Source organism: Acetobacter fabarum (assembly GCF_011516925.1).
Taxonomy (GTDB): Bacteria; Pseudomonadota; Alphaproteobacteria; order Acetobacterales; family Acetobacteraceae; genus Acetobacter; species Acetobacter fabarum.
In genome coordinates this window covers 538,897-561,514 of record NZ_WOTG01000002.1, presented here as the reverse complement: position 1 = coordinate 561,514, position 22,618 = coordinate 538,897, and the positions used below count along the sequence as shown (strand labels likewise).

Annotated in this window: 20 protein-coding genes; 3 read left to right on the top strand and 17 right to left on the bottom strand. The window is 58.3% G+C overall.

Annotated elements, in window-relative coordinates; translation table 11 throughout:
- Window positions 1-3: 3 nt before the first annotated feature.
- On the bottom strand, window positions 4-702 hold the full coding sequence (locus GOB83_RS05590) for an HAD hydrolase-like protein (protein WP_165925452.1): 699 nt from the start codon (window positions 700-702) through the stop codon (window positions 4-6).
- A 109-nt stretch (window positions 703-811) separates the two neighbouring features.
- Here GOB83_RS05590 and glmU point away from each other — a divergent pair, with 109 nt between their 5' ends.
- Both glmU and glmS read left to right on the top strand, forming a co-directional pair.
- Window positions 812-2,158, top strand: coding sequence for a bifunctional UDP-N-acetylglucosamine diphosphorylase/glucosamine-1-phosphate N-acetyltransferase GlmU (glmU, locus tag GOB83_RS05585; RefSeq protein WP_165925451.1), 1,347 nt, complete (start codon window positions 812-814; stop codon window positions 2,156-2,158).
- Window positions 2,158-3,981 (top strand): glutamine--fructose-6-phosphate transaminase (isomerizing), encoded by a 1,824-nt coding sequence (glmS, locus tag GOB83_RS05580; RefSeq protein WP_165925450.1) that lies wholly within the window; start codon window positions 2,158-2,160, stop codon window positions 3,979-3,981. Before glmU ends, glmS begins: the two co-directional genes overlap by 1 nt.
- Window positions 3,982-4,038: 57 nt before the next feature.
- On the opposite strand, the gene GOB83_RS05575 is transcribed toward glmS, so the two are convergent.
- Window positions 4,039-4,878 carry a DUF3108 domain-containing protein gene (locus GOB83_RS05575; RefSeq protein WP_165925449.1) on the bottom strand — a complete coding sequence of 280 codons (840 nt, stop codon included), beginning with the start codon at window positions 4,876-4,878 and terminating at the stop codon, window positions 4,039-4,041.
- A 61-nt stretch (window positions 4,879-4,939) separates the two neighbouring features.
- Window positions 4,940-5,722: an IclR family transcriptional regulator gene (locus GOB83_RS05570; RefSeq protein WP_165925448.1), complete on the bottom strand. Its 783-nt coding sequence runs from the start codon at window positions 5,720-5,722 to the stop codon at window positions 4,940-4,942.
- A 223-nt stretch (window positions 5,723-5,945) separates the two neighbouring features.
- Here GOB83_RS05570 and GOB83_RS05565 point away from each other — a divergent pair, with 223 nt between their 5' ends.
- Window positions 5,946-6,476, top strand: coding sequence for a glutathione peroxidase (locus tag GOB83_RS05565; protein ID WP_165925447.1), 531 nt, complete (start codon window positions 5,946-5,948; stop codon window positions 6,474-6,476).
- A gap of 70 nt (window positions 6,477-6,546) precedes the next feature.
- Here GOB83_RS05565 and GOB83_RS05560 read toward each other — a convergent pair whose 3' ends face one another.
- The 14 genes from GOB83_RS05560 to nuoF form a co-directional block, all read right to left on the bottom strand.
- Window positions 6,547-7,233, bottom strand: a complete 687-nt coding sequence (locus GOB83_RS05560) for an ABC transporter ATP-binding protein (protein ID WP_165925446.1) — start codon at window positions 7,231-7,233, stop codon at window positions 6,547-6,549.
- Window positions 7,226-8,476: a lipoprotein-releasing ABC transporter permease subunit gene (locus GOB83_RS05555; RefSeq protein ID WP_086645418.1), complete on the bottom strand. Its 1,251-nt coding sequence runs from the start codon at window positions 8,474-8,476 to the stop codon at window positions 7,226-7,228. Before GOB83_RS05555 ends, GOB83_RS05560 begins: the two co-directional genes overlap by 8 nt.
- A gap of 5 nt (window positions 8,477-8,481) precedes the next feature.
- Window positions 8,482-9,798, bottom strand: a complete 1,317-nt coding sequence (gene proS / locus GOB83_RS05550) for a proline--tRNA ligase (protein WP_086645663.1) — start codon at window positions 9,796-9,798, stop codon at window positions 8,482-8,484.
- 142 nt (window positions 9,799-9,940) lie between these two features.
- Window positions 9,941-11,584, bottom strand: a complete 1,644-nt coding sequence (locus GOB83_RS05545; RefSeq protein WP_095349424.1) for a ribonuclease J — start codon at window positions 11,582-11,584, stop codon at window positions 9,941-9,943.
- Window positions 11,585-11,593: 9 nt separating this feature from the next.
- A complete protein-coding gene (locus GOB83_RS05540; RefSeq protein ID WP_086645420.1) occupies window positions 11,594-12,406 on the bottom strand; it encodes a type III pantothenate kinase in 813 nt (270 codons plus the stop codon).
- A 2-nt stretch (window positions 12,407-12,408) separates the two neighbouring features.
- On the bottom strand, window positions 12,409-13,158 hold the full coding sequence (locus GOB83_RS05535; RefSeq protein WP_086645421.1) for a biotin--[acetyl-CoA-carboxylase] ligase: 750 nt from the start codon (window positions 13,156-13,158) through the stop codon (window positions 12,409-12,411).
- Window positions 13,155-14,597, bottom strand: coding sequence for an NADH-quinone oxidoreductase subunit NuoN (nuoN, locus tag GOB83_RS05530; protein WP_165925445.1), 1,443 nt, complete (start codon window positions 14,595-14,597; stop codon window positions 13,155-13,157). The genes GOB83_RS05535 and nuoN overlap by 4 nt, the downstream gene beginning before the upstream one ends.
- Window positions 14,598-14,659: 62 nt before the next feature.
- Entirely contained in the window at window positions 14,660-16,600 is a 1,941-nt protein-coding gene (gene nuoL / locus GOB83_RS05525) for an NADH-quinone oxidoreductase subunit L (protein WP_165925444.1), read from the bottom strand.
- Window positions 16,601-16,608: 8 nt separating this feature from the next.
- Window positions 16,609-16,932, bottom strand: coding sequence for an NADH-quinone oxidoreductase subunit NuoK (gene nuoK / locus GOB83_RS05520; RefSeq protein ID WP_179290120.1), 324 nt, complete (start codon window positions 16,930-16,932; stop codon window positions 16,609-16,611).
- Window positions 16,929-17,642, bottom strand: coding sequence for an NADH-quinone oxidoreductase subunit J (locus tag GOB83_RS05515; protein ID WP_086645423.1), 714 nt, complete (start codon window positions 17,640-17,642; stop codon window positions 16,929-16,931). The genes nuoK and GOB83_RS05515 overlap by 4 nt, the downstream gene beginning before the upstream one ends.
- Window positions 17,643-17,678: 36 nt before the next feature.
- Window positions 17,679-18,167 (bottom strand): NADH-quinone oxidoreductase subunit NuoI, encoded by a 489-nt coding sequence (gene nuoI, locus GOB83_RS05510; protein WP_095349420.1) that lies wholly within the window; start codon window positions 18,165-18,167, stop codon window positions 17,679-17,681.
- The gene (nuoH, locus tag GOB83_RS05505) at window positions 18,164-19,195 is read right to left on the bottom strand and encodes an NADH-quinone oxidoreductase subunit NuoH (protein ID WP_086645425.1); all 1,032 of its coding nucleotides are present in this window, start codon (window positions 19,193-19,195) and stop codon (window positions 18,164-18,166) included. Before nuoH ends, nuoI begins: the two co-directional genes overlap by 4 nt.
- 5 nt (window positions 19,196-19,200) lie before the next feature.
- Window positions 19,201-21,282, bottom strand: a complete 2,082-nt coding sequence (gene nuoG / locus GOB83_RS05500; protein ID WP_165925443.1) for an NADH-quinone oxidoreductase subunit NuoG — start codon at window positions 21,280-21,282, stop codon at window positions 19,201-19,203.
- 5 nt (window positions 21,283-21,287) lie between these two features.
- Window positions 21,288-22,616: an NADH-quinone oxidoreductase subunit NuoF gene (nuoF, locus tag GOB83_RS05495; RefSeq protein WP_165925442.1), complete on the bottom strand. Its 1,329-nt coding sequence runs from the start codon at window positions 22,614-22,616 to the stop codon at window positions 21,288-21,290.
- Between the last annotated feature and the right edge of the window lie 2 nt (window positions 22,617-22,618).

Here is a 22,618-nt window from a genome sequence, read left to right as displayed (position 1 = left end):
CCTTCAGGCTGGCATAAGCTGTTCCAGCAGGGCCGGAATGTCCTGCATGCAGGGGGCAGAAGCCTTGGCCCTGCTGGCAAGTTCGGGTGCACCGTACCCCCAGCCTGCAAATACAAAGGGGCAATCCGCCCCTTCGGCCGCCAGATAATCCGGCGGCATATCCCCCACCATCACACTGCTTGCCGCACTCCCTCCGGCCTGCGCAATCGTGCCCAGCAGGTGCCGCGCATCCGGCTTGCGGGCAGCAAAGCTATCCCCACCGCCCACGGCAGCGAAAACGGAGGTCAGCTCAAAATCCGCAAGAATACGGCGTGCCGCTTTTTCCGGCTTGTTCGTGCAGACTGCAAGCAGCCACCCTTGTGCCCGCAGGCGGTGCAAAGCCTCCTCCGTACCGGGGAACAGGCGGGACAACCGGGTGGCACGGGGTGTGTAAGCCGCCATAAAACGGCTGACCGCCTCCTCCGTGGAAAATGGTATGGCTGGAGCGGTCCCGCTTTCTTTTGCTTTTTGCTCCACGCTGGCGTGCAGGGCCCGCTCCACCAGTGCCTGCACGCCATTGCCTATCATGCCGCGCACCTGTGTATCGGACAGCAATGGCAAGCCACATTGGGCCAGAATTTCGCGGCAGCATTCCGCCAGATCCGGCAAGGAATCCAGCAAAGTGCCGTCCATATCGAACACGGCCAGACGCAAAGCAGACATTCCGTTCCTCCGCCTCGTAAATATTAGAAAACTTTTATGATATTGGCATGGAGTTTTTCCATAAGCGAGACGTTTGACACACGCCGGAGCTTGGCTTACCGCATCATTTATGACGTCTGATCCCGCATTCCGTCCTGCCACAGCGGTTCTTCTGGCCGCAGGGCTAGGCACCCGCATGAAATCCTCCCGCCCCAAAGCCCTGCAGCACCTTGCGGGCGGCCCCATGCTGGCCCACCTGCTACGCAACGCAGCCGAGGTCTTTGATCGTCTGGTTGTGGTCATCGGGCCGGAAATGGCAGATGTGGCGGAAGTTGCTGCCCCTTACCCCGTGGTCATCCAGCATGAGCGGCTTGGCACGGCCCATGCGGCCCTGCAGGCAGCACAGTGGTTTGGTGATGGCGATGTGGCAGTCCTGTACGCAGATAACCCGCTTATTTCTGCCCAGACCTTGACCGCCCTGCTGGAGGAGCGGCGTAAACCCGATGTGGGTCTGGCCCTGCTGGCCATGCGCCCGGCAGACCCAGCCCGCTACGGCCGTGTGGTGACCCACGCCGGCAATGTGGAACGCATTGTGGAATGGTCGGATGCAACCCCCGAGGAACGCGCCATAGACCTGTGCAACGCAGGTGTTCTCTGTGCCGATGCCGCAGACTTCCGCCGCTGGCTGGAAGCCGTGGGCAATGACAACGCCAAAGGTGAGTTCTACCTGACCGATGTGGTGGACCTGGCTGTGGCCGAGCATGCGCAGGTCCGTGCGGTTGAGGCCGCAGAGGATGAACTACGTGGTGTGAACTCCCGCAGCGAGTTGGCTCAGGCCGAAGCCGCCCTGCAAAAGCGCCTCCGCCAGAACGCCATGGACAACGGGGTAACGCTGGTTGCCCCCGAGACAGTCTTTTTGGCAACAGACACCCAACTGGCCGCCGATGTGCTGGTTGAGCCCAATGTTGTCTTTGGCCCCGGCGTTGTTGTGCATGAAGGTGCTGTTATTCGCGCCTTCAGCCACCTTGAAGGGTGCGAGGTACATTCTGGCGCAGTGATTGGCCCATATGCCCGCCTGCGGCCAGAAACCACAATTGGTGCCAGCGCGCGGGTTGGCAATTTTGTTGAACTCAAAAGTGCCGAGCTGGGTGCGGGTGTTAAAGTCAACCATCTGTCCTATATAGGAAATGCACAGGTTGGCGCGCACTCCAACATTGGGGCCGGGACCATTGTGTGCAACTATGATGGGGTGTTCAAACACACCACATCCATCGGCAAAAATACGTTTGTCGGCTCCAACTCCGTACTGGTTGCCCCTGTCGAGATCGGTGATAACGCCCTGATCGCAGCAGGCAGTACCATTACAAACAATGTGCCGCAGGATGCGCTGGCTCTGGGGCGTGCGCGCCAGACCACCAAACCGGAACGCGGCAAACTGTTCAAAGATGCCCTGAAGGCAAAAAAGGAAAACGGCTGATGTGCGGAATATGCGGCGTTGTCGGGTTACGCCATGCAACCCCCATTGTGCTCGAAGGCCTGCGCAGGCTGGAGTACCGTGGGTATGATTCCGCAGGCATTGCCACTCTGGTAGATGGGCGCGTAGAGCGCCGCCGGGCGGCTGGCAAGCTGGATAATCTGGCCAAACTGCTGGAGCAGGAACCCCTTGCGGGCAAAACCGGCATTGGCCACACCCGCTGGGCCACCCACGGTGCCCCCACCACCTGCAATGCGCACCCACACGGCACAGCCCGCGTGGCCATTGTGCATAACGGCATTATTGAAAACTTTGAAACCCTGCGCCAGGAGCTTGAAGCCGCCGGGCAGGTGTTTGAAACCGAAACCGACAGCGAAAGCATTGCCCTGCTGGTGGACTACCACCTGCAACAGGGCCTGCCCCCCAAGGAGGCAGCCCTTAAAGCGCTCAAACGTCTGGATGGCGCATACGCCGTTGCCATGATTTTTGCAGGCCATGAAGGGCTCATGATCGGGGCGTGCAACAACGCACCCCTCGCCGTGGGTTTTGGGGATGATGAACTGTTCCTTGGTTCGGATTCCCTCGCACTGGCTCCCCTGACCCGCCGCATCACCTATATGGAAAATGGCGACTGCGTGGTGATCACCCCGCAGGGTGCCGAGTTCATGACCTTTGATGGCACGCCCCTTGAGCGCCCGGTGCAGATTACCGCCCTGACCGCAGGCTCCATTGGCAAGGATGGCTACCGCCATTACATGGAAAAGGAACTGCACGAACACCCGCTGGTTATCGGGCAGACCCTCCAGCGCATGATCGACCCGGCAACGCGCAAGGTTGTGCTGCCAGACCTGCCGTTTGACCTTGCCACCGTGCCCCGTGCGGTCATAACCGCCTGTGGCTCGGCTTTTTACGCCGGAATGGTTGGCCGCTACTGGCTGGAAGAAATTGCCCGCCTGCCGGTTGATATTGATGTGGCGAGCGAGATGCGCTACCGCGACCCGCCGCTGAGCGCAGGCTCCCTTGGCCTGCTGATCTCCCAGTCCGGGGAGACGGCAGACACACTGGCAGCCCTGCGCAGCCTGCGTGAAAAGGCCATCCATATTCTCTCTGTTCTTAATGTGGAACACAGCACCATGGCGCGTGAGAGCGATGTGATGCTGGGAACCGTGGCAGGCCCGGAAATTTCGGTCGCCTCCACCAAAGCCTTTACTGCGCAGCTGACCGTACTGGCCTGCCTGACTATTGCCACCGCCCGTGCCCGCGGCACGCTAGACCCCATGGGGGAAGAAGAGCTGGTCGCCGCACTCATGGACCTACCAAGCCGTGCGGCGGAAGTGTTCAACCAGGGGAATGCCATTCGGCAAATGGCGGCCATTGTGGCCGAAGCGCGAGACGTCCTCTACCTCGGCCGGGGCAGCATGTTCCCCGTAGCCATGGAAGGCGCGCTCAAGCTGAAAGAAATTTCCTACATCCATGCCGAAGCCTATGCGGCGGGGGAAATGAAGCACGGCCCCATTTCCCTGATTGACCGCACCGTACCCATTGTTGCCAGTGTGCCCTCCACACCACTGTTCGACAAAACCCTGTCCAACCTGCAGGAAGCAAAAGCCCGTGGCGGCCGCCTGCTGGTCTTTACCGACACACAGGGAGCAGACCGCGTTTCCGCCATTGCCGAACAGATTGTGGTGCTCCCGCGTGTGCATGATTTTGTCGCACCGATCCTGCAAACCATTCCGGTGCAGATGCTGGCGTACGAGGTTGCCGTGCTCAAGGGCACGGATGTTGACCAGCCGCGTAATCTGGCAAAATCGGTAACGGTGGAATAACCATACCTCAAAAGCTGGCTCCTTTATTATCAGGGAGCCAGCCCTTGCTTTTGCGGTTCAGGGCGTTTGCTTGGGTGTTTCGTCCAGCCGCATGACAACATGCCCCATTTTGGGGTGCTCCACTTCCAGCCTGACAACCGACATACCTATGTTGGGAATATTCTCAAACCAGACCCGGCCGATCTGCGGCTGCCTGAGTTTGCTGAACTGCCCATTGGCCGTAAATCCCTTAACCTGCTGCAAAACAAAATTGCAGGTCACGGACTCGCTCCCCCACGCATGGGATGCGCTGGAGGGTGGGCGCTCCACCCCCGTATTGCGCAGGCTCAGCACGCTCAGGCGCAAGCCATCAAACAGCTTCTGGGGGGCTTCATCACAACGATTATGGGTTTGCATCTGGTGCACCAGCCCAACCAGCAGGGCAACAATATCCTGCGCGCCAGCCCGTTCTTCGGGGGTTACCTTTTCCCGGGTGCCTATGGGAGGCTCCTGCACCGTAATCTGCGGCACACCAGCCTGATACGTCATGTGCAGGTGGCTCTGCTCATGATTATAGGTGCCTGCGCTGTCATACTGCGCGGGTTCAGGCTGCCCGCTGGCCAAAAACTGACCAGAGCCCTGCATACGCATATCGGTCTGTACGAACAGACCAAAAAAACCTGCAGTCTGAACCTGCGCAATGCCGCTATAGGCATTGATCCCCAGCCTGTACCCGACATTGGCTGTTAACACATGCAGGCCATGCACATTGATCAGATACCGCGCAGAGGTCTGCATGAGCCCCCCTTCCGCACGGGCCTGCTGCACAGCGGGGTAAAAGGCCAACGGCAGCATGCCAAGGAGCAGGCCCATGGCAATGCCGCGCATATGGCGGCGGCATGTGTTTTTCCGGTTCATTATTCCAGCCCGCATAGCAGCAAGACGCATGTTCTGTTCCATTCCGCCCGCAGGCAAAACCTTATCCTGCGCGATAACCAAGCCGGAAGGAAACCGCCTCTGCCAGACGGGATGCAACACCCCCCAGACGCGCAACGCTGTACCGCCCCAGCTCCGCCTGCGGCAGGCTGATCCCGATTCCGGCCAGTGCACACCCTGAATGGTCTTTGACAGCCGCGCCAAAGCACCACAGCCCGTCATGCACCTGCTCGTCATCCACCGCATATCCACGATCCTTGATTTCGGCAATTTCGCGCACCAGCGTTGTAACCGAGCATATGCCATTAGGCGTCAGAGGCTGGGGCCAGGTTGTAACAGGGTGCAGGGCCAGCCATTCCCGGAAGGAGGCATCATCCATACCCGCCAGCATGGCATTACCTGTGGCCGTAAATATGGCAGGCAGGCGCATCCCTACCCTGAAGGACGCCCCCAGCACGGTCGCGCTGTTACGGCAGGCCACATACACAACCTCCGCCCCCTCCAGCATGGTGAGGGTAACGGTAAAGGCCTCCAGATCCGTGCGAGTCTCCAGCACGTGGTAGAACTCACTCACCAGATCCCGCTTTTCCGTAACGTCGCCGGCCCAATCAAGCAGACGTGTTCCCAGCCGGTACCCCTGCGTGACTGTTTTTTCCAGCAGGCCCAGCTCCTGCATAACCGCCAGCAGACCATGGGCCGTGCTGCGCGGCAAATCGAGCTGACGGGCTACATCTGCCGCCAAAGGCGGTTTGGCGGCATCCTTGACCATATCAAGTATACGAACGGCCCTGCGTAGAGCGGGAACCGTATCCTGCGATTTGGACATGTTATTCTTATTTTCCATGTTGACAGGAGAGGCTCATATCTTCATATTCCACATACGGGATCGAGTTCAACATAATGAACAACAAAAAGCAGAACACGATCTTGCCGCGCACAAGATGTGGTGGAAGTCTGGCACAAGAACCCGGAACAGGGCAGCAGGCTTCCACCCACTACTTGCAGACAGCATAACATCTCGCTCCTTCTCTTGTGGTGCGCTACACAGGATGCCTTACCTGCCACAAAAGCAGCAAAAGGGCAGCACCTTGGCAACAAGCATATACGATTTTACCCTACCCGCACTCGATGGCAGCAGCATTGATCTGAGTGCCTACAGGGGCCAACCCATCCTGATCGTGAACACCGCCTCCAAATGTGGGTTTACCCCACAATATGAGGGATTGCAGGCTTTATGGACACAGTTCCACAAAGCCGGGCTGGTGGTTATTGGCGTTCCCAGCAATGACTTTGGTCAGCAGGAGCCCGGCACATCGGAAGACATCGCAACATTCTGCCAGAAGAACTACGGCGTTGCTTTCCCCATGGCAGCCCGCAGCGTTGTCAAAGGCCAGAACGCCATACCGCTGTTTAAATGGCTGGATGCAGAGCTGGGCTTTCTGGCACGCCCCAGATGGAATTTCTTCAAATACCTGATCGGGCGTAACGGCCAGCCGGTTGCATGGTTTTCTTCCATAACGCCACCCACCTCCGCCCGCGTGCGCAATGCGGTCGAACGGGCTTTGCTACCCGCGGTATAACCCCAGCGAACATAAAAAAAAGCGGCATTCCCCCTAGTGCTAAGGAATGCCGCCTTATGCCGTGTGCCTTCTAACGCGTAACAAGCTTGCCATCGCGCAGGGTTACAACCCGGTCCATGCGCGGCAGAAGTTCCTCATTATGGGTTGCAACCAGTGCGGCCAGACCGCGCTTGCGCACGGCTTCCAGCAGTTCGGTAAACACCGCGTCTGCCGTATGCACGTCCAGGTTGCCAGTAGGTTCATCCGCCAGCAGCAGGGAGGGGGCATTAGCCAGCGCGCGCGCAATAGCCACACGCTGCTGCTCCCCACCAGAAAGCTTGCCCGGCAGATGGTCCACCCTGTGGGCAAGGCCAAACATCTCCAGCAGGCGCTCAGCTTCCTTCCGGGCTACCCGCTTGGGCACACCTGCGATCATTTGCGGCAGAACCACATTTTCCCGCGCGGTAAATTCCCCCAGCAGGTGGTGGAACTGGTACACAAACCCGATTTCATCCCGCCGCAGGGCTGTGCGCCCGGCATCGGCCATGGTGCTGGTCGATTGACCACGAATAATAATGTCCCCCGCATCTGGCGTATCCAGCAGACCTGCCAGATGCAAAAGCGTGGACTTACCCGTGCCCGATGGCGCAACCAGCGCCACGATTTCCCCCGCATTGAGGGTAAAATCCGCCCCCTGCAAAATGGGCAGCACGTCATGCTCCCCACTGCGATAGGTTTTTTGAACGCCGTTCAGGCGGAGCACCGCAGTATCATTCATGACGTAGCGCCTCGACCGGGTCTGTTCTGGCTGCGCGCCAGGCTGGATACAATGTTGCCAGAAGCGAAAGCAGGAGCGCCATGCCAATTACCTCGCCAACCTGCCCCCAATCCAGCTTGGCTGGCAGGTGTTCAAGGTAATACACCTCCGGGTTAAACAGGTTTGTGCCCGTCAGGCTTTGCAACAACTGCCTGATACGCTCGATATTCATGCAGAACACAATGCCCAGTGCCGTCCCCGCCACCGTGCCGGTAACACCCACCGATGCCCCACACATCAAAAAAATACGCATAATGGCGCCACGACTGGCCCCAATGGTGCGCAGCACGGCAATGTCGGCCGTTTTGTCCTTGACCATCATGATCAGGGAGGAAATGACATTGAACGCCGCCACAACAATAATCAGGGTCAGGATCAGGAACATTACGTTCTGTTCCACCTGCACGGCCCCGAACAATGCGTTATTGGCCGTTGTCCAGTCCAGCACCCGCAAACCCGGGTCATCCACAGCCCTGACAATGGCCATAGTAACCGGGCGCACATGCTGCGCATCCTTTGTGGCGACCTGAATCTGCGTCACCTTGCCTGGCATCTGGAAATATACCTGAGCGGCGTGCATAGGCAGGAACACAACGCTGGAATTATAGTCATTCACCCCGGCGTCAAAAATCGCGCTCACACGGTATGAGCGCACACGCGGTACCGTGCCAAAAGCAGTGGCCGCCCCTTCGGGCGAAACCAGCGTCAGGCGCGAACCAATAGACAGCCCTGCCCGCTCGGCCATGGTTACACCAACCACAATGGAGTCATCCCCCTGACCAAACTGGTCCAGAGACCCCGCGACAAGGGAGGAACTGACCGCCGTAAGGTCGTGCAGGCCCTGTGCCGTAATGCCGTGCACCACACCACCGGCACTGTAAGACCCGGCACTGAGCAGCACCTGCCCTTCTATAATGGGTGTGGCACTCAGCACATCAGGAACAGAGCGGACTTCCTGCGCCACATCTTCATATTGGGAGATGGTACGCCCTGCGCCATAAATGCTCAGGTCCCCGTTCAGGCCCAGAATACGGCCCATAAGATCGGCCTGAAAACCGTTCATCACCGCCATGACAATGATCAGCGTTGCAACACCCAGCGCAATACCAACCAGAGAAAATATGGCGATGATGGAAACAAACCGCTCCCCACGCCGCGCGCGGAGATAACGGCCAGCTACCGCACGCTCGAAGGGACCGAACATGGTGCTCAGCCCGCCAGAACCAGAGCCAGCGCTTCATCCACGCTCAGCTCCTGCCGTTCCCCTGTGGCGCGGCGCTTGAGTTCCACCCGGCCTTCCTTGGCGCTACGGGGACCAACCACGATCTGCCACGGATGACCCATCAGATCGGCATCGGCAAATTTTACGCCAGCCCGTTCGGACCGGTCATCATACAGGAATGCTTCTGGCGCTTTTGCGTAAATCTGCTCGCACACCTCATCACACAGCGCATCACCGGACTTCAGGTTCAGGATAGCAGCGCGGAAAGGAGCTACGGAATCGGGCCAGATAATGCCGTTTTCATCGTGGCAGGCTTCAATAATAGCCCCGGCAAGGCGGGAGACCCCAATGCCGTAGGACCCCATTTCGGGGAAGAACTGCGCACCATCGGCACCACTAACACTCACCCCCATGGATTCCGTGTATTTGGTACCAAAGTAGAAAATATGACCGACCTCAACACCGCGGCCTTCACGCTTCTGGGCGTCGGGCACTGCGTCCCATGCTGCAGTATCATGCATTTCATCCGTGGCGGCATAAGGCGTAGTCACACGGTTGAAGAAGGCTTCCAGCGCTTCGGGGCTGCTGGTGTCCACGGGTTCGTCCAGCCAGTCCTGATCTTCCAGTGCGGCATCATAGAACACCCCACTTTCCCCCGTTGGGGCGAGAATAAGGAATTCGTGGCTCAGTTCCCCACCGATTGGCCCTGTATCGGCCCGCATGGGAACAGCCCGCACACCCAGACGCTGGAAGGTGCGCAGGTAAGCCAGCATCATGCGCCGGTAGGTGGCTACGGCAGATGCGTAATCCACATCAAAGCTGTAGGCGTCCTTCATCAGAAATTCGCGGCCACGCATCACGCCAAAGCGAGGACGCATTTCATCGCGGAATTTCCACTGAATGTGGTACAGAACCTGCGGCAGGTCCTTATAGGATTTTACTGACTGACCGAACAGGTCTGTCACCATTTCCTCATTGGTTGGCCCGTACAGCAGTTCGCGCTTGTGGCGGTCCTGAATACGCAGCATTTCCGGCCCGTACGCATCGTAACGGCCGGAGCGGCGCCACAGGTCTGCGGACTGCAAGGTAGGCATAAGCACTTCCTGCGCATCCACCCGGTCCTGCTCTTCACGCACAATCTGGCTGATGTTGCGCAGCACCTTAAGCCCGGCTGGCAGCCAGGCATAAATGCCCGAAGCCGTCTGGCGGATCAGCCCCGCGCGCAGCATGAGCCTGTGAGAGACGATCTGCGCCTCTGCCGGATTTTCCTTGAGGGTGGGAAGAAAGCTGCGCGAAAGACGCATGTGCATTCAGCCTTGTATGGGGCGTACCTCCGGCAAAAGGAGAGGCATGCCTGTGTTATCTGTTATCAAGCTGTAAAACAGCCCTGAACGAAAGAAAACCCGGCAGGACCGGGCTTTCTTGTTCGTCGGTATCTAAAACGCCTTATACGCGCAGCACGTGCACATCCACCAGCGGGCGCTTTTGCAGCTTGCGGCCAAGAGCGCGGCGCAGGGCGGTTTTGGCGGCCTCGCGGAAGGCTCCATCCTCGTTGCGCAGTTCATCGGGGATTACGTCCAGCGCGTTGGCGAATTCCTCGCGCACACGCACACTTTCCAGATCATCCGGGTCCAGCAGGCCGGGCGCGCTCACCTTGGGGTCGCCAATAACAAAGCCTTCGTCATCCACAGCAAAACTGCCAATGACAATGCCGTTAAACAGCATTTTGCGGCGGGCTGCCAGCACGCCACCATTCATGGGCAGCAGGCGGTTGCCGTCCAGCGCGAGGCGGCCTGTGGGGGCGGTATCCACCACTTCCAGCTTACCCGGGGAAAGACGTAGAATATCCCCGTCCTCCAGCAGAATGGGAGCAATACCCATTTCCTGCGCCAGAGCGGCCTGTGCGGTCAGGTGCCGCCATTCGCCATGCACCGGCACCACATGCTGGGGCTTGAGCAGTTCGTACATCTTCTGCACGTCACCACCCGTGGCATGGCCCGAAACATGCACAAAGTGTTCACGGTCGGTAATAACCTTAACGCCACGCTTTGCCAGATTATCCTGCACCGCCATGATCGCCCGCTCATTACCCGGAATCATGCGGCTGGAATAAATGACCGTATCCCCTTCCCCGAGGGAAATATTGGGATGCACGTCCATGGAAATACGCGACAGAGCCGAGCGCGGCTCGCCCTGGCTGCCCGTGATGATCATGAGCAGCTGGTCATCAGGCACATCGTTCACGTCCTGCTCACTCAGGAACGGCAGAACACCAGACAAATAACCACACTCACGCGCAGCCGTATCCAGGTTACGCAGCGAACGCCCGACCAGCACAACCGTGCGGCCAGCGGCCTGTGCGGCCATGGCAATGGTTTCCACCCGCGCCACGTTGGAGGCAAAGCAGGTCACGGCAATGCGCCCCTTAAGGCTTGCCACCAGTTCGGTCATGCTCACGCGCACTTCGGACTCGGAGCGCGAAGGGCCGGGCTTCATCACGTTCGTGCTGTCGCACACCAGTGCAAGAACGCCCTCCTCACCAATTTCGGCAAGGCGGTTCAGGTCTGTTGCGGGGCCAACCAGCGGTTCGGGGTCAAACTTCCAGTCGCCTGTGTGAACCACAATCCCTGCCGGAGTACGCAGGACCATGGACTGGGCTTCGGGCACGGAATGCGTAACCGGCACGAACTCAATATCAAACGGGCCCACATTAAAGCGCGCACCGGGCATGATCACGCGGATCGGCACATCCATCAGGCGGGCTTCGGCCAGCTTGCGGCGCAGTACGGCACTTGCAAACGGCGTAACGTAAATGGGGCATTGCAGCATGGGCCACACATGCGCCACGGCACCAATATGGTCTTCGTGCGCATGGGTAATAACCAGCCCGGCCAACTGGTTCCGCCGCTCGACAATAAAGGCGGGGTCGGGCACCAGAATTTCTGCTTCGGGGGTATCGTTCCCGCTAAAGCCAATGCCGCAATCAATCGCCAACCATGTATCGCCCTGACGATACAGGTTGAGGTTCATGCCGATCTCACCCGTTCCGCCCAAGGGCAGAAAGGCCAGATCGCCGTTCTGTTCAGTCATATTATCCGATTATCCTTCAGCCAAAAAATCTCGTTCTACTGTCAGTTTCGGCAGGGGGTTTCGCCCCGCCAGCAAGCGCAACCCGTTAAGGGTCAGCATTGAATCCACATGGTCAAAGACCGTTGTCCCCTCCGAGAAGAGCGGAGCCAGACCGCCTGTTGCGAGCACCTTCATGGAAGGCCCCACTTCACGGCGGATCCTCTCAACGATCCCCTCGATCAACCCTACATACCCCCAGAACACGCCTGAGCGCATGGCTGCAACTGTATTCCGCCCAATAGCGGACTCCCCTACGGGGCGACCAATACCAATACGGGGGAGCCTTGCCGCAGCCTGATGCAATGCCTCGACCGACAGATTGATGCCGGGCGCAATAACACCGCCGCAGTAACTTCCCTCCTGATCCACCACATCAAACGTGGTGGCTGTGCCAAAATCTATAACCGTCAACGGGCCACCATAGGTGTAATGAGCGGCCAGACCATTGAGCAGACGGTCCACCCCGACTTCATCCGGGTTATCCATCTTGATGGCAAACCCCCAGTCCAGCCGGGCGGAGGCCAGCAGTGGCTCTACAGCAAACCACTGGCGGCATAAAGTACGCAAATGGTAAAGGGCCGCAGGCACCACCGTGCCTATAACAGCCCCTTCAATATCATCAGAGGTCAGACCCTGCGTTTTCAGCAGCGCTTGCAGCCACACCCCATATTCATCCGAAGTCCGCTGGGGCTGCATGGTAATCCGCCATACACCACGCCATTTTTCGCCGTCGTGTACAGCAAACACAACATTGGTATTCCCTGCATCAATGACAAGTAGCACTCCTATGCGCCCTTTTCCATAAGCAGAATATCCCCTGTTGCGATTGTCTTCATGCCACCTTCCGTGTCCAGCAGCAGGCGGCCATCTGGTGCCAAGCCTGCAAAGAGCCCCTTCTCATAAGTAGTCCCGCCCTGAACGACAAGGGGGGTCCCCACAGGATGCGCCCTTTCCAGCCAGGCTGCGCGAATGCTGGCAAAGCCTTTTTGCCGCCATTGCTCAGACCAGAATGTAAGCCCGTCCAGCACATACCGGGCCACAGCTTCCACATCCGGGACAGAGCCACATTGTGCAAGACAGGCCACCGTGCGCTCCAGCACATCCGGGTCAGGAGCCGAGACCAGATTGGCTCCAAGGCCGACAAGAACGTAAGGCCCCTCCCGCTCGATGAGGATACCCCCCATCTTGCGCCCATCCAGCAGAATATCGTTCGGCCATTTGATCATGAGGTGGGGCCGGGCCGCGGGCTGCGCACGCAAAAGCCCATCATAAAACCCGAGGGACGCCACAAAAGGCCAGCCTCCCAGCGCTTCCGGCCCGGCCTGCGTGCCGTCCAGCACAACACTGAGTGCAAGCCCCTGCCCACCATCCAGCCATGTACGGCCGCGGCTACCCCGGCCTTTGGTCTGCCGCCGGGCCAAAACTGCAAGCCCGGCTACAGGGTCGCCCGAACGGCAGGCGTTCAGGCAATAATCGGAGGTCGATGGCAGCTCATCAAAACAGGTGAGCCGCCAGAAATTACCCTGCCCGCTCATCCAGCCAGAGCAAGTGCGGCCTGATGCGCCACAGACATGATTGGCCCAAGCACAACAGCAAAAACAACAGTTGCAACACCCATCCCGCCCGAAACAAACAGAAGGCTGGGTGCGGGGCGGTCCAGCGCATGGGCTGGCGCATCAAAATACATAACTTTTACAACCCGCAGATAATAATAGGCTCCGACAATGCTGGACAATGCGCCAATGCACACCAGCACGTAAAGGCCGGATTGCCACGCTGCTGCAAAAACCATGAACTTGCCAAAAAAGCCAGCCAGAGGTGGCGCGCCGACCATGCTGAACATGAACACGGCCAGAGCAAGCGCCATAGCCGGGTCCGAGCGCCCAAGGCCCGCCAGATCCGCAATGGAGTTTACTTCCCGCCCGTTGCGGCGCATGGCCGTAATGCCTGCAAAAACACCAGCATTCATAACAAAATAGGCGGCCAGATAAATAAGCGTGGCCTGCGTACCGGCTGTGGAGGCCGCCGCCAGCCCCATCATGGCATAGCCCATGTGCCCGATGGAGGAATAAGCCATGAGCCGCTTGATATTGGTCTGCGGAATAGCCGCAAAAGCCCCGTAAACCATGGACAGGACAGAGACCGCTTCCACTAGTATCTGCCAGCGGGGAGCAACAGAGCCAAACGGCCCGGCCATAACACGCAGGAACAGGGCAAAGGCTGCAAATTTAGGGGCCCCAGCCATATATGCCGTAACGGGTGTTGGCGCACCCTGATACACATCGGGCGTCCACATATGGAACGGCACGGCAGAGAGCTTGAAGCACAGGCCGACAACGATAAAGACAATCCCCACGACCAGCCCCATGGGAGGCATGGCTGCGGCCCGGACCGCATCCACCAGTCCGGCATATTCCATGGTGCCCGCATACCCATACACGAGCGAGATGCCATACAGCAGCAGGCCCGACGCCAGAGAACCGAGGATAAAATACTTCATCCCTGCTTCGGACGAGAGAACATTATCCCGTTCCAGAGCACACAGGATGTAAATGGACAGGGAGGAGAGTTCCAGCCCGACAAACAGTGTCATCAAATTGGCTGAGGATGCCATAAGCATGGCCCCCAGCGTGGAAAACAGCATGAGCACCGGGGTTTCAAACGGCAGGGGCCGCCGGTCGGCAGTGCGGTAACTTACGCTCAGCGCCACGGCCACAAAACCACCGGCCAGAATGAGCACCTTCATGAACCGGGCAAAGCCATCATTCACAAAGGTTCCGGCATACCCCGCCCCCGAAGGAGACAGCACAACCAGAAAACCACAGACCAGAAAGGCTGGCAGACTGAGTATGGCGGCGGGGAAAAACCCTTCCCCTTTCCGCTGGAGCACCCCGGCCACCAGAATGACAATACCCGACAGGGCAAGCACAATTTCAGGCAGGGCTACGGTCCAGTTGAACACTGTCACACTCATCGCTGCGCACTCCGCAGAGGATAGGAAGAGGATTGGGTCGGAATGGCGTTGGTCATGCTAAATCACCCGCACAGCGCAACTGTCAGCAGCACCACAAGTCCTGCCAGCATGGTAAAGGCATAAATGGCGATGGAACCGCTCTGGAGCCGGGCCGCCTGCAACGCGCCATCCCGTGTGGCACGCACGATATCAAGCGGCAGACCTTCCACGACCCCTTCATCCGCACCTTTCCACAGCACACGGGCCAGTGCGGCATATGGGCGCACGAAAATCCTGTCGTACAGTTCGTCAAAATACCATTTGTTGAGCAGGAACCGGTAAATCGGCCCAAAGCTCCGGGCCAGTGTGGCCGGCACATGCGGTGCGCTCACATACAGCACAAACGCCAGCGCAATACCCGCAAGCCCTGCAAGGCTGGGGAGCAGCGCAATAAGCGCAGGCACGTGCTCGAACGCCTCCATAATGTGGTTGGCAGGCGCGTTCACAATCGCCCCGTTCCAGAACGCACTCTGATGCGCGCCAATATAGAACGGTGCCAGCGTCACACCGGCCACAACCGCACCAATGGACAGCACCAGCAGCGGCACGCTCATAACCGCCGGACTTTCATGCGCATGATCACGGGCATGCTCATCATGCGGTTTGCCATGAAAGACCAGAAACAGGAGCCGCCAGCTATAAAACGCGGTCAGGAACGCAGTAATGCTACCCATGGCCCATGCGTAATGGCTGTAAGAGGCATCGGACGCCCAGAGCGCGTTGAGAATGGCATCCTTGGACCAATACCCGGCAAACGGATAAACCCCGGCCAGCGCCAGACTGCCCAGCCACATGACCACGTAGGTCACGGGCAGTTTTTTCCACAGGCCGCCCATACGGAACATGTTCTGCTCATCATGCATGGCATGAATGACCGAACCAGCGGCAAGGAACAGCAGTGCTTTAAAAAACGCATGTGTGGTCAGGTGGAATACCGCCGCCTGATACGCCCCCACCCCAACGGCTGCAAACATGTAGCCAAGCTGCGAGCAGGTAGAATAGGCAATAGTCCGCTTAATGTCAGGCTGCACCATGCCAACGGTTGCGGCAAAAAAGCAGGTTGTTGCCCCGATCAGAATAACAAAGGTGCGTGTACCCGGCGCAAACTCAAGCAATGGCGACATACGCGCCATAAGGAACACACCCGCCGTAACCATGGTAGCCGCATGAATAAGGGCGGAAACAGGTGTGGGGCCTTCCATGGCGTCGGGCAACCATGTGTGCAGGAACAACTGGGCCGACTTGCCCATAGCCCCGACAAACAGCAGGAAGCAGATGACTTCCAGCATACGGAAGGAAACACCACAGAGCGTGTAAGGGGTGTTGAGCACCGCAGGCACGGCAGCAAAAATGGTATCGTACTGCACCGAGTGGAACAGAACGTAAATCAGGCCAATGCCAACAATAAAAAACAGATCCGCCACACGGTTGACCACAAAGGCTTTGATAGCCGCAGCCGTAGCGGCCGGGCGGTCATACCAGTAGCCAATCAGCAGGTAACTGGCCAAGCCTACACCTTCCCAGCCAAAGAAAAGCTGGATCAGGTCATTGGAAGAGACCAGCATGAGCATGGCAAAGGTGAAGAGCGAAAGGTAGGAGAAAAACCGGTAGGTCGGCATGCTCTCATGGCTCATGTAGCCAATGCTGTAGCAATGCACGAGCAGCGACACCACAAGCACCATGGCGGTCATGGTCACGGAGAGTGTGTCAAACCGTAAGGTCCATGTTGCATCAAAGCCCCCGGCATGCACCCACTGCGCCAGCGGAACAGCAGCGTGGGGGAAACCCCCAAGCCATGCCGCACACAGCGCACCCACACTACACAGGGCAGCAACCGCCATACAGGCAATGGTTACAACCTTGGCGAGAGTATCCCCCATAAAGCGGCCACCAAGGCCCGCCACAACCGCCCCCGCCAGAGGCGTTAGCACGGCAACGGAAAACAGAGTGAGTTCTGTTTGCATAACGCTGCTCATCCCTTCATCATCGTCACGTCTTCGACCTGGATGGAGCCGCGGTTACGGAAGTAAACCGTAACAATAGCCAGACCAATGGCGGCTTCGGCCGCAGCAATGGTCAGCACGAACAGCACCATGACCTGCCCCGACAGGTCCCCATGAGCCGAGGAAAACGCAACCAGATTGAGGTTTGCGGAAAGCAGGATCAGTTCCATGGACATGAGCAGAACAATAATGTTCTTGCGGTTCAGAAAAATCCCGAACACCCCCAGAACCAGAAGGGCCGCACTGACAAACAGGTAAGGCCCCAGCCCTACAGACGCGATTGCCGTATTCATGCGCCTTTCTCCTCAGTTTCCGTCTTTTCCGGCTCACCCGCGCCATAGGAGCCGGGAACCGCAATTTCGTAATAGGAGCCTTTGGGCCGCAGGAAACCTCCCTGCTCAAACACGTTTTCGCCAAGTGGCAGATTAACAAGCTCCAGCGTTTCTTCACGTGTGCGTGCATGCTGGCGGCCAATATTCTGGCGGCGGCCTGTAGCCGTCTCACGCAGGGTCAGCACAATGGCGCCAATCATGGCGACCAGCAGAACCAGCCCGCAGGCCTGAAACAGCAGCACATAATGCGTGTAAATAACCGTGCCCAAGGCCGCAGTATTGGTTAGCCCCGGCTGCACGGCCAAAGGTGCGACCACACCCGCAGGGGCCATGCGCCAGTTACTGAAGGCCATGACCAGTTCGGCCAGCAGCACACCCCCAATGCACAGCCCCAGAGGGGCATAACGCTGGAACCCTTCACGTAGGCGGCTGAAATCTATGTCCAGCATCATCACCACAAACAGGAAGAGAACCGCCACCGCCCCCACGTAAACAATGACCAGCAGCATGGCCAGAAACTCGGCACCAGCGACCAGAAACAGCCCCGCCGCGTTAAAAAAGCCGAGGATCAGGAACAAAACCGCATGAACCGGGTTGCGTGCGCTGATGACCATGGAGGCCGAAAGCAGCAATACCGCCGCAAAAACGTAAAAAACGAGCTGTGCCATCATTGGCCAACCTCCTGCCCTGGCGTGGTCTGCATCTGCTCAACGATACGGTGCATCGAGTTCCAGCCTCCGTGCGAGCAGGGATTCCCAGCGGTCCCCATTCGCTAACAGCTTGCCCTTGTCGTACATCAGCTCTTCACGGGTTTCCGTGGCGAACTCATAGTTCGGGCCTTCAACAATCGCATCCACCGGGCAGGCTTCTTCGCACAGGCCGCAGTAGATGCATTTTGTCATGTCAATGTCGTAGCGCGTGGTCCGGCGGGAGCCATCGTCACGCTGTTCGGCTTCAATGGTAATGGCCTCTGCCGGGCATGTGGCTTCGCACAGTTTGCAGGCAATGCAGCGCTCCTCCCCATTGGGGTAGCGCCGCAAGGCATGCTCCCCCCGGAAACGGTGGGACAGAGGCCCTTTTTCGTACGGGTAGTTCAGCGTGACTTTGGGCTGGAACATCATACGGAAGGTGGAGACCATGCCCGCGGCCAGTTCCTTGAGCAGAAAAGACCGCAATGTGGTGCCAAGAGCGCTCATGAATTTACCCCTCCCATGTGAGGCAGCAGGCCTGTTGCCATAAGGAACCCGGCCGTGCCGATCATCCACAGCAGCGAGAAAGGCAGGAACACCTTCCACCCCAGCCGCATAAGCTGGTCGTAGCGATAGCGCGGGAACGTGGCGCGTACCCAGATAAAGACAAACAGGCAGAACAGGATTTTAAAAATCAGCCAGAGCGGACCGGGTACCCATGTCAGCGGTGCAATGCCCAGAGGCGGCAGCCAGCCACCAAGGAACAGAATACTGACCATGGAAGACATGAGGATCATGTTCGCGTATTCGCCCAGAAAGAACAGGCCAAAGGCGAGCGACGAATATTCCACAAAAAAGCCCGCAACCAGTTCACTCTCCCCTTCGGGCAGGTCGAACGGGGCTCGGTTGGTTTCCGCCAGAGCAGAAATAAAGAACACGATAAACATGGGGAACATGGGCACGCAGAACCAGATATGCCGTTGCGCCAGCACAATATCGTTCAGGTTCAGGCTCCCCACCGCCAGCAGGACAGACACAATCACCAGCCCGATGGACACCTCGTAAGAAACCATCTGCGCGGCAGAGCGTAAGCCCCCCAGAAACGCATAGCGCGAATTGGAGGCCCACCCCGCAATAAGCATGCCGTAAACCCCAAGGGAGGACATGGCGAGCAGGTAAAGGATACCCACATTGATGTTGGCAACCGCCAGCCCGTTCCCTGTCGGAATAACCGCCCAGGCAGCCATGGCGAGCGAAAAGGTCAGGAAAGGTGCAAACAGGAACAGCACACGGTTGGCCCCTGCGGGAATAACCGTTTCCTTCACAATCATCTTGATCGCATCGGCAAAGGCCTGCAACAGACCAAAGGCACCGTTCACGTTTGGCCCCCGGCGGCGCTGCATGGCGGCCATAACCTTGCGCTCCATCAGCGTAAGGTAGGCAACACCAATCAGCAACGGCACCAGTACCGCCAGTGTTTCCAGCAGCATCAGCAGGATCTGGCCCACAAGGGTTTGGTAGAAAAAATGTGCCATTGCCCTTACTCCGCTGCAACCGCAGGCGCCACGCCATAAACCTTTGAACATTCAGCCATGGTCTGGCTGGCGCGGCTTATGACGTTGGTCTGGTAATAATCCTGAATAACAGGGCGGAACGGAGCTGGCATAAGTTCACCCGCCTGCCCGCTGGCTGGCGCGGCCTGTCCGCCCGTTGTGCCCGCCAGACGCTGCACACTGCCACCGTTCATGGCAAAAACCGGGTTGACCTGCGCCATATGCGCCCGCAACTGTTCCAGCGTGTCGTAAGGCAGGGTGTGGCCCAGCACTTCGGAAAAAGCCCGAATAATCCGCCAGTCTTCCCGCGCTTCCCCCGGAGCGAACACGGCGCGGAAAGCACGTTGCACCCGCCCTGCCGTGTTCACATATGTGCCCGGTTTTTCGGTATAGGCTGCGCCGGGGAGTATAATATCCGCCCGTTGTGCGGCGGCGTCCCCATGGTGGCCCAGATACACGACAAATGTTTCCGGCGGGATGCGATCAAGCTGCACATCATCCGCACCCAACAGCCACAAAATTTCTACCCCACCACGGAGCATGCTGGCCGCATCGCACCCATGCGGGCCGGGCAGGAACCCAAGATCCAGCGCCCCAACGCGGGACGCCGCCGTGTGCAGAATGTTCAGCCCCTGCCATTCAGGCGTTACAGCACCACAGGCATGAGCCAGTTCGCGGCAGGCGGCATAGATTGCGGGGGCATCACGCCGGGTCAGGGCAGAGTGGCCGACAATAATCATGGGGTTTTTGGCGTTTTGCAGAACTTCGGCAAACGCATTCTTCCCGCTTAGAATATCCGCCAGCACATCCGGCCCATTCCCCAGAACGGTCACGTCATATGTCATGTCCGCCGAGGGCGTGCCGATCATGCCAATGGGAAAACCACCCCGGCCAGCATCTACAAAGCGTTTGCGAATACGCGCATTCAGCACCGGGGCTTCATGCCGGGGCATGGTGCCGACAAGCAACAATGCATCGGCCTGATCTATCCCACTGATGTCACTGTTAAACAGGTAGCCCGCACGCGCGCTGGTATCGTACCAGGCACCATCCTGCCTGCAATCCAGATTGGAAGAGCCAAGGCTCTGCAAAAGGTCCTTTATGGCACACAGGCTTTCCGCATCACACAGATCACCAGCTATGGCGCCAATCCTGTCACCCGGCACGCCATCAAACCGGCGCGCAAGGGCTATGAGTGCATCTTTCCATGAAACAGAAGAAATTTTTCCATGAACCCGCACCCAAGGCCTGTCCAGCCGTTTACGCTTGAGACCATCGATGGAAAAACGACCTTTATCAGACAGCCATTCTTCGTTCACATCATCATTCACACGCGGGACAATCCGCATGACTTCTCCGCCACGGGCCTGCACCTGAATATTGGTGCCCAGCGCATCCATGACATCAATACTGTCAGTCTTCTTGTATTCCCATGAGCGGGCATGAAAAGCCGAAGGCTTGGCTGTGAGCGCCCCAACCGGGCAGACATCAATCAGGTTACCCGAGAGTTCGGAGGTCAGGGCTTTTTCCACATATGTGGTGATTTCGGCATTTTCCCCGCGTGAGACCAGACCTAGTTCGGGGGTACCGGCCACTTCGGTGCTAAAGCGCACACACCGCGTGCACTGGATGCAACGGGTCATAACCGTTTTAACCAGCGGCCCCAGATCCTTGTCCGTTACGGCGCGCTTGTCTTCCTTGTAGCGCGAAACACCAGAGCCATAACCGTAAGCCTGATCCTGTAGATCACACTCCCCACCCTGATCACAGATCGGGCAGTCAAGCGGGTGGTTGATCAGCAGAAATTCCATAACGGCCCGGCGGGCACGGCGCACCACTTCGGTGTCCGTAAAAATCTGCATGCCATCCGCAACGGGGAACCCGCAAGAAGCAACGGGTTTGGGCGCTCGCGCCACTTCCACCAGACACATACGGCAGTTACCCGCAACAGACAGGCGCTCGTGGTAGCAGAACCGCGGGATTTCCTTGCCTGCGGCCTCACAGGCCTGCAACGCGCTGGAACCGGGAGGTACATCTACTGGCGTACCATCAACAATTACCCTGACCATTGCCGTTACTCCACTGCTGCCGGAACGCCACCGGCGGGAACCTGCACCAGCCCGGTACTGCCATATGCGGCTTTGTACTGGCGGATCCGTTCCTCCATTTCCGGACGAAAATGCCGGATCAGCCCCTGTATGGGCCATGCTGCGGCATCACCGAGCGCACAGATCGTATGCCCTTCAACCTGCCGCGTGACCTGTTCAAGCAGATCAATTTCTTCAATATCCGCACGCCCCTGCACCATCCGGTCCATCATGCGCATCATCCAGCCCGTGCCTTCGCGGCAGGGGGTGCACTGACCACAACTCTCGTGTTTGAAAAACTTTGAGAACCTTGCAATGGCTTTTATAATATCGGTCGATTTGTCCATAACAATCATGCAGGCCGTACCAAGGCCGGAACGCTCGGCACGCAGGCTGTCGTAATCCATCAGAACGGTTTCACAGACCGATTTGGGCAGCAGCGGCACAGAACAGCCACCGGGAATAACCGCCAGAAGGTTATCCCACCCTCCACGCACACCACCGCCGTGCTTTTCTATGATGTCCTTGAGCGGCACACCCAGCTCTTCCTCAAACACGCAAGGTGTATTGACGTGGCCGGAAATAGCCATGAGCTTGGAACCCGCGTTATTCGGGCGTCCAAGCCCGGCAAACCAGGCTGCCCCACGCCGCATGATGGTGGACGTAACCGCAATACTTTCCACATTATTGACTGTGGTCGGGCAACCATAAAGTCCTACCCCTGCGGGGAATGGCGGCTTCATGCGGGGCTGGCCTTTTTTACCTTCCAGACTTTCCAGCAAGGCGGTTTCTTCACCACAGATATAGGCACCTGCCCCTCTGTGGATACGGAAATCAAAATCCCAGCCGCTGCCTGCTGCATTTTTGCCAAGCAGCCCTGCGGCATAGGCTTCATCAATAGCAGCCTGCAGACGCTCGGCCTCGCGGCAGAACTCCCCACGGATGTAAATGTAGGACGCATGCGCCCCCATCGCAAAAGATGCGATCAGAGCACTTTCTATCAGCTTATGCGGCTCATGGCGCATAACCTCCCGGTCCTTGCAGGTGCCGGGTTCGGATTCATCTCCATTGATAACCAGATAATGCGGCCGCCCGTCGGACTGCTTGGGCATGAAAGACCATTTTAACCCGGTAGGAAAACCCGCCCCACCGCGGCCACGCAGGCCAGAGGCCTTCATTTCCGCAATAATGACGTCCCGGCCCTTGGCAAGAATATCTGCCGTGTTAGCCCAGTCACCCCGCTTGCGGGCTGCCTCCAGCCGCCAGTCATTCTGCCCGTAAAGATTGGTGAAGATCCGGTCCTTGTCAGCCAGCATGG